This is a genomic window from Vibrio sp. 10N.286.49.B3 (assembly GCF_002873395.1).
GTDB lineage: Bacteria > Pseudomonadota > Gammaproteobacteria > Enterobacterales > Vibrionaceae > Vibrio.
This window is the reverse complement of the sequence record NZ_MCUV01000009.1, coordinates 120,659-128,017: the sequence shown is the minus strand read 5'-3', so window position 1 is coordinate 128,017 and position 7,359 is coordinate 120,659. Positions and strand designations below refer to the sequence as shown.

Below are 7,359 nucleotides of genomic sequence, written 5' to 3'. Positions count from 1 at the left end.
GATCTGGATCACTTGTATTATTATAGCTTTAGACCTAATTAAGAGTTCTATCACGTATTTAAATTATTGTAGTACAAATATTCTAGGGTTCATTTATAGTAATCAATAAGAAAACACTATAATTAAAGGTAAAATAATGGATCTTAATACCCTGATAGTAGGAATATACTTCCTATTCCTGATTGCAATCGGCTGGATGTTTAGAACATTCACAACAAATACAAGTGACTACTTTCGTGGGGGCGGTAACATGCTCTGGTGGATGGTTGGTGCTACTGCATTTATGACGCAGTTTAGTGCATGGACCTTCACAGGTGCGGCTGGTAAAGCTTATACCGATGGTTTCGCTGTCGCTATCTTGTTTTTAGCGAATGCTTTTGGTTACCTAATGAATTACCTGTATTTTGCTCCTAAATTCCGTCAACTTCGTGTTGTTACGGTAATCGAAGCAGTACGTATGCGTTTTGGTAATACAAATGAGCAAGTATTTACTTGGTCTGGTATGCCAAACAGCGTTATTTCTGCAGGTATCTGGCTAAATGGTCTTGCGATCATCGCTTCTGGTATTTTTGGCTTCGATATGACAACAACAATCTGGGCAACCGGTTTAGTTGTACTGCTAATGTCTGTAACTGGTGGCTCATGGGCGGTTATCGCTTCTGACTTCATGCAGATGGTTATCATCATGGCCGTTACTGTTACATGTGCTGTTGCTGCTATGATCCATGGTGGCGGTCCTGCACAAATTATTGCTGACTTCCCAACAGAATCTTTTATTACAGGTGGTAATCTTAACTACCTAAGCATTTTTGGTATCTGGGCTGTCTTTATCTTCTTCAAGCAATTCAGTATCACGAACAACATGTTGAACTCTTACCGTTACCTTGCGGCGAAAGATTCAAACAATGCTCGTAAAGCGGCACTACTTGCTTGTGTACTAATGACAATTGGTCCAATCGTTTGGTTCATGCCAAGCTGGTACATCGCTGGTCAAGGCGTTGATTTAGCAGCTGCTTACCCAGATGCTGGTAGCAAGGCTGCTGACTTTGCTTACTTGTACTTCGTTGAACAATACATGCCAGTAGGTATGGTTGGTCTACTGATTGCTGCAATGTTTGCTGCAACGATGTCTTCAATGGATTCAGGTCTAAACCGTAACTCTGGTATTTTCGTTAAGAACTTCTATCAAGTTGTTTTACGTCCAAATGCAGAAGAAAAAGAGCTAGTTTTAGTATCTAAAATCACTTCTACATTCTTTGGTATTTCAATCATCCTTGTTGCTCTATTTATCAACTCACTTAAAGGTTTGAGTCTGTTTGATACAATGATGTATGTAGGTGCATTGATTGGTTTCCCAATGACAATTCCAGCGTTCTGTGGTTTCTTCATTAAGAAGACTCCAGACTGGGCTGCTTGGGGTACGCTAGTTGTCGGTGCAATCGTTTCTTACTTCGTTGGTTTCGTTATTGATGCAGAAATGATTCAAAACTGGTTTAACTTAGACAATGAGCTAACAGGTCGTGAGTGGTCTGAGCTTAAAGTTGCAATTGGTCTAATCGGTCACCTTGTATTCACTGCTGGCTTCTTTGTTATGTCAACATTGTTCTACAAGCCGCTTTCTGAAGAGCGTCAAAAGAACGTTGATAAGTTCTTTGAAAACCTATCAACACCGCTTGTTGCTGAAAGTACTGCTCAGAAGCAACTTGATAACAAACAACGTCGTATGCTTGGTTCACTAATCAGTGTTGCTGGTATTGGTATCATGGCTATGTTTGTTCTGCCTAACCCAATGTGGGGACGCTTGATCTTCGTATTGTGTGGTGTGATTGTATTACTTGTTGGTTTGTTACTTGTTAAAGCAGTTGATGATAAAGTAGAAACTGCGCAAGAAGTAGCAGAAAGCTAATAGATTAAAACGTTTTCTTAAATTAAGTTATTCTTAATGCTCAAACGGCTGATCAATGATCAGCCGTTTTTTATTTGCGCAATATAGTTTTTATTAAAGAGGACCAAACAAGTCTCTCAATTAATATTATTTCTGAGTAAAGCGCATTACCCCTTCCTGTACTGCTGTCGCGACAAGCTCACCCTGTTGATTAAATATTTCACCACGAACTAATCCTCGGCTATTACTTGCTGTTGGACTTTCTATAGCAAAAAGAAGCCACTCATCTAACTTAAATGGTCGATGGAACCAGATGGAATGGTCGATAGTTGCTACTTGAAACTTTGGTGTCATTAAAGAAACACCATGTGGATGCAATGCCGTTACCAAGAACCCCCAATCCGATGCATAAGCCAATATATACTGATGAATGAGGTGATTATTCGGCATTTCACCATTTGCTTTAAACCATAAATACTGTTTTGGATCAGTTTTCTTAGGCTGTAATGGGTTAACGATGGTAACAGGGCGCATTTCGATTGGCTTTTCGCCACAAAAGGTCTTTTTTAGTTTCTCAGGCAAGAATTGCTTAATTTGGTTAGCTAATTCGGTTTCAGAAGCAAAGTTTTCTGGCCCTGGTATATCAGGCATGCTGTTTTGGTGTTCAAAGCCTGGCGCATCACCATGATAAGATGCTGTGAGATAGAAAATAGGGCGCCCATTTTGAATGGCTTTGACACGGCGAGTGCTGAAGCTGCGTCCGTCTCTTAAGTTTTCTACATCATAAATAATCGGCTTTTCTGAATCGCCAGGATGTAGGAAGTAGCTGTGAAATGAATGGACAGAACGATCTTCTTCTACGGTATAACGAGCTGCTGATAATGCCTGCCCGAGAACTTGACCGCCGTATACTTGTGGTAGACCAAGGTTTTCACTTTGACCTCTAAATAAGCCTTCTTCTAGTTTTTCTAGCTGAAGTAAACTCAGTAATTCTTGTAGTGGTTTACTCATGTATTTTTACCTTTAACCATGCATGTAGTAGGAAATAAGAGGACAATTTTACGATAATCTTATTGCTTTAACATTAGAGTTTGGTAAATAAAAGGGGGAAACTCAAGACAAGTTTAAGCTGCGGCTCTATAATTTGTTTAGGCTATATTTAGGAGTGAGTGATTATGAAAAGAATATTACTAGCGATGGTTTCAATCACCTTGAGCTTTTTTATGCTTGGCTGCCAGTCAACAGATGAGTCGGGTGCTGTAATAAAATCGATTACAGGAACCGTTGCTTATCGCGAACGTATTACTCTGCCAGGTGATGCGATTGTTAAAGTGGTATTAGAAGATGTGTCGCTAGCCGATGCGAAGGCAACCGTTTTAGCCTCGCAAACCTTTATGCCAAAAGGGCAGCAAGTCCCTCTATCATTTCAACTCGATTATGATGTGAATAAAGTTGACGCTCGTCACCGTTATAATGTGCGAGCTAGAATCGAGATTGATGGAAAACTGCGTTTTATTTCCGATCGATCTTTTCCTGTGATAACCGATAGCAAGTCAACGCATGATATCAATTTGCTCTTGGTTGGTGTTCGTTAATTTAAATCGTTTAGATGATAAATGGCAGTCTTATGGCTGCCATTTATATTGACGTAATTTTATTTTCCCAGAATCAGATATTTTAATCCCTTCACTTTCTAGTTGTCGTTTTTGCCTTTCAAAAGAGCACCCTTGTAACGATATTTCACCTTTGCTATTGATAACACGGAACCAAGGAAGTTTACTGTCAGTCGGAAGATGGCTTAATGCTTTACCTACTTGTCTCGCATAACCAGGAAAACCGGCCATTTTAGCAATCTCACCGTAGGTTGTTACTTTTCCGTGTGGAATTTGTTGAATAACTGCAAAGACTTGTGGCAAAAAATGGTCCATACTCATAATTCCTAGTTTAGTACCAAGGATCGGTAAAAGGAGAGGGCTGTGGTATTTTCAACGTTTCAATTCTTAATTACAAGTTTACTTGCTGTTGTGTGTGCTCGGGCGATCGGTCTTAGTCATGGTGATTTGCCTATTCTTGCTATGGTCATTCCAGCATTATGGATTTTACCGCAAGGTGGAAAAGCAGGATTAGTCTTATTGGGTGCTATGACAGTTTATGGTCTGACATTACCGCAGCAGCCGATATCTTTGTCTGTCAGTTTATGGGTTTTCTTTCCATTGCTTATGGTGATGTTCTCAAAACGCAGTAATTTGGCCACCGTTTTAACCGCAGGGTTAGTTGTCGTGACTTTATTAGTAGGTGTAATGATGACGCAATCAGGTGGTCGCCTAGGTGGTTCTGCGTGGCTAACAATGATGCAGACCTTAGCGGTTATTATGATGTGGTGGTCGGTGAACCACTGGAAGCCTTCCGAGAAGCATTACTGGTGGGCATTAGTGTTGATTCTGCCACTATGGATGGCAAGCCTACATAATGCAGCATTATTGGCTTTAGGGGTGACGGGTATAATAGCTTCAGTTGAAAGCTTGGTTAAATCCAAAGTATTTCGCTGGGGCAAATTACTGTGCTGGACGCTACCAACCGTGAGTTTTGCCGCTTTAATTATTTCGCCTAATTTTGAAGTGCCAAACCCAGTGTTTGTTGCGTGGTTCTGTTTATTGGGGACAGCTTGGATGACAGATTATATTTTAAGATCAAGTGATGAACCGAGTGAGAGTTAGACTATCTATCTGATTTATTATTGGAATTAGTCGCAAAGGTGATTGTAAAGTCGTCAAGATGATTGCTTTTTCAGCGGTTGAACGAAAAGGTAATAATATCTGTGCTGCAAAGCTTGCATTCAGTTTAGCTATGCTAGATAATCACCTCACTCTTTAAGGTTAACTCATTAAAGATGCTCTATGGAGGCCCTGGTCCTCCCGCAACAATAGTTCGTGAACTCGGTCAGGCCTGGAAGGGAGCAGCCGCAGCGGATGACTTGTGTGCCGGGATGTGGCTGGGGCTTCCACCCAACTCTTCTTTGCAACATATCTTTTCTTTGAGTTTTATACTCTACTTTTAGCGACAACTTTCTTTAGTTAAATCTATTTTCTTCATTATCTAGCTTGTTACTTTATACTATTAATTTCTCATTATAGATATATCGGCCTAATACTGTTCATATACAGTGTATTATCGGTATACCGTCTAGGCTATTTTCCAGTAACTATCTTTCGTTATATTGACTACGCTTGGTATGATGACTATTTTCTTATAAGTTGAATGTAAAAAAAGCCCTAAATTGAATTTAGAGCTTTTAAAAAATATTTAATTTTCTAGCTTATATTAATTACGGTCTTCTAGGAGATTAAGAGTGACTGGTGGAAATTCAACTTCTACTAAAGTATTGATCTCAGTGTCAAGCCAGTCGATCATCGCTTGAGCATCAGTATTACAAGCAACATTTACAGCATCACAATCAGGTTGGTCGTCACTGTAAACAGCACTACGAGAATTCTCGATTTGTATTAGATGATCAACAGCATAAGAGATTGGTTGGCCATCTATAAGAGCAATATCAAAACGCTCTACAGAAATAGTTTGAGCATCGAATATAGCATCCCAATGATCATTACCATTCGCATTGTAGTTTGTTGTTGTTACTGTGTAGGTTTGGTTATCTTCAAGATCTTCCCAAGTTACATTGCCTTCATCATCGATCTTACGAACTTCAATGCTTTCTAGTACGCCATTAACTTGAGCGATAGTTTCATTATAGGTATAACGTAGGCCAGCTGTGTACGGGAATTTACCAGCATGTTCATTATCATCTAGCGTCATTGTTACTGAGTCATCAATAAGAGTACGGATTGTTGCACCTGATAGCTCTAAAACAGACATATAGTTAGCGAAAGGCAGTAGTTCTAATGAAATATTACCTTCATAAAGGTCACCCATTTGTAGGCTATTACGTACACCACCGGCAGCAACTAATGCAATATCGACACTGTCAAAGCTAGTAACAGCAAGATTCTCTTCTTGATTTGCCCAGTGTAACCAACTTTCAGCAACTAAAGGAGCGACCTGTGAGCCATGCTCATCAGTTACACCATCATTTGGACGGCGTTCTTGAACAAGTAACTCTGGAACTGAGGTGATAATATTACCGTATGCTTCCTCTAGATCTGGCTTATAGTAGATATCGATATGTTGGCGCAGAGCCTCATCTTCTTGAGTAATAGCAATGTTATCTTGCTCTTCAATAAAGTCTTCGACTTGTAGGGCTTTATTACCAATTAATAATGAACCAGAATCTCGAAGGCTATCAGAGAAGAAAGTATCTGAAGAAAGGAGGGTATTACCACCTGAACAGCTTTTTAAATTACCGTTGCTATCAAAGACAACATTAGCATGACCAATAGCTTGTGCCATCTCACCAGATTGAACAACACATGTAACGCCGCCGCCTGGGTTTTGCACAAGTTGAGCGTACTCACCATTATCACCATTACCAAGGTTAGTAAAGTCGCCCATTAGAGTATGTGAGTGACCACCTACAATAACATCAATGCCATCAACCTGTTGTGCAATGTTAATATCACGAGCTAAGCCAATATGAGTAAGAAGAACAACTTGAGTGACTCCGTTTGCTTTTAGCTCATCAACCACTTGTTGAGCCGTCTCAACTTCGCTAGCAAACTTAACATCCCCAACTTTTGGTGAGATGCTTGCCATATCTTCTAGTACCATACCAACAACGGCAACGATAGGCTTATCTGTTGGCATAGTATCGAGTGTTACTTCTTCTTTGTTGTTGCCATCAAAAGCAAATAGAGTGTAAGGAAGAAGGTTGCTTAGGCCGTTTAAATGGATATCTTCTGATACATCCATGTTAGCGCCTAACACTGGGAAAGTAACCGTATTGATAAATTCAGCAAGAGTCTCATTATCTAAATCAAACTCATGGTTACCCATTGCCATGGCATCTAAACCCATACGGCTTAAGATATCAGCATTCATGCGTCCTTCATTTAACATGAAGTAAGCACTTCCTTGCCAAGCATCACCGCCATGCAAAAATAGCATGCTGCGATCTTCTTGTTCAGCAAGTTCACGGTATTGGTTAGCGGCTTCTTGAAGGCGAGGGTGACCACCAAAAGAAGTATAAACAGGCTTTCCTTGTAGAAGGTAATCATTTACAAAACTAGTTTTTACTTCGTCAAAAGAGGAGTGAGTATCATTAATATGTGCAATCGATAATTCAAACTCTTTATTTTCTACTTCATTTTCTACTTTATCATTAGATGAGCTATTACAGCCAAATAAAGCTAGGCCCATCGCCGCGACGAGTAAATTCTTTTTCATTATATTGTCCATTTTATAACTGATTAATGTCAGATTGCTTATAACTGTGTGGATGGATAATGTATCCCTCTATTATTAAACTTTAAAGTCATTTTTATTAAAGTATCCTTATTGAGTGGGAGCTTAAATAAGTA

Annotated in this window: 6 protein-coding genes and 1 other RNA gene; 4 read left to right on the top strand and 3 right to left on the bottom strand. The window is 39.7% G+C overall.

The window, feature by feature from the left end; translation table 11 throughout:
* Positions 1-136 precede the first annotated feature (136 nt).
* Complete coding sequence (locus BCU68_RS05660) at positions 137-1,906, top strand: sodium:solute symporter family protein (RefSeq protein WP_102563821.1); 1,770 nt, start codon at positions 137-139, stop codon at positions 1,904-1,906.
* Positions 1,907-2,032: 126 nt separating this feature from the next.
* On the opposite strand, the gene tesB is transcribed toward BCU68_RS05660, so the two are convergent.
* A complete protein-coding gene (tesB, locus tag BCU68_RS05655) occupies positions 2,033-2,896 on the bottom strand; it encodes an acyl-CoA thioesterase II (protein WP_102563820.1) in 864 nt (287 codons plus the stop codon).
* 164 nt (positions 2,897-3,060) lie between these two features.
* Here tesB and BCU68_RS05650 point away from each other — a divergent pair, with 164 nt between their 5' ends.
* On the top strand, positions 3,061-3,480 hold the full coding sequence (locus BCU68_RS05650; RefSeq protein ID WP_102563819.1) for a YbaY family lipoprotein: 420 nt from the start codon (positions 3,061-3,063) through the stop codon (positions 3,478-3,480).
* Between the two features lie 30 nt (positions 3,481-3,510).
* Here the strand turns inward: BCU68_RS05650 and BCU68_RS05645 are convergent, their stop codons facing one another.
* Positions 3,511-3,813 carry an MGMT family protein gene (locus tag BCU68_RS05645; protein WP_102563818.1) on the bottom strand — a complete coding sequence of 101 codons (303 nt, stop codon included), beginning with the start codon at positions 3,811-3,813 and terminating at the stop codon, positions 3,511-3,513.
* 48 nt (positions 3,814-3,861) lie between these two features.
* On the opposite strand from BCU68_RS05645, the gene BCU68_RS05640 reads away from it, so the two are divergent.
* Together BCU68_RS05640 and ffs are read left to right on the top strand one after the other, a co-directional pair.
* Positions 3,862-4,602 (top strand): hypothetical protein, encoded by a 741-nt coding sequence (locus BCU68_RS05640; protein ID WP_102563817.1) that lies wholly within the window; start codon positions 3,862-3,864, stop codon positions 4,600-4,602.
* A gap of 187 nt (positions 4,603-4,789) precedes the next feature.
* An RNA gene (gene ffs / locus BCU68_RS05635) (signal recognition particle sRNA small type) lies at positions 4,790-4,886 on the top strand.
* A 320-nt stretch (positions 4,887-5,206) separates the two neighbouring features.
* Here the strand turns inward: ffs and BCU68_RS05630 are convergent.
* Positions 5,207-7,225, bottom strand: coding sequence for a bifunctional metallophosphatase/5'-nucleotidase (locus BCU68_RS05630; protein ID WP_102563816.1), 2,019 nt, complete (start codon positions 7,223-7,225; stop codon positions 5,207-5,209).
* Between the last annotated feature and the right edge of the window lie 134 nt (positions 7,226-7,359).

What these genes read in the sequence shown, in the direction of transcription:
- BCU68_RS05660 (WP_102563821.1), top strand. Translation starts at nt 137, where the DNA reads ATGGATCTTAATACCCTGATAGTAGGAATATACTTCCTATTCCTGATT.
- tesB (WP_102563820.1), bottom strand. Translation starts at nt 2,896, where the DNA reads ATGAGTAAACCACTACAAGAATTACTGAGTTTACTTCAGCTAGAAAAA.
- BCU68_RS05650 (WP_102563819.1), top strand. Translation starts at nt 3,061, where the DNA reads ATGAAAAGAATATTACTAGCGATGGTTTCAATCACCTTGAGCTTTTTT.
- BCU68_RS05645 (WP_102563818.1), bottom strand. Translation starts at nt 3,813, where the DNA reads ATGGACCATTTTTTGCCACAAGTCTTTGCAGTTATTCAACAAATTCCA.
- BCU68_RS05630 (WP_102563816.1), bottom strand. Translation starts at nt 7,225, where the DNA reads ATGAAAAAGAATTTACTCGTCGCGGCGATGGGCCTAGCTTTATTTGGC.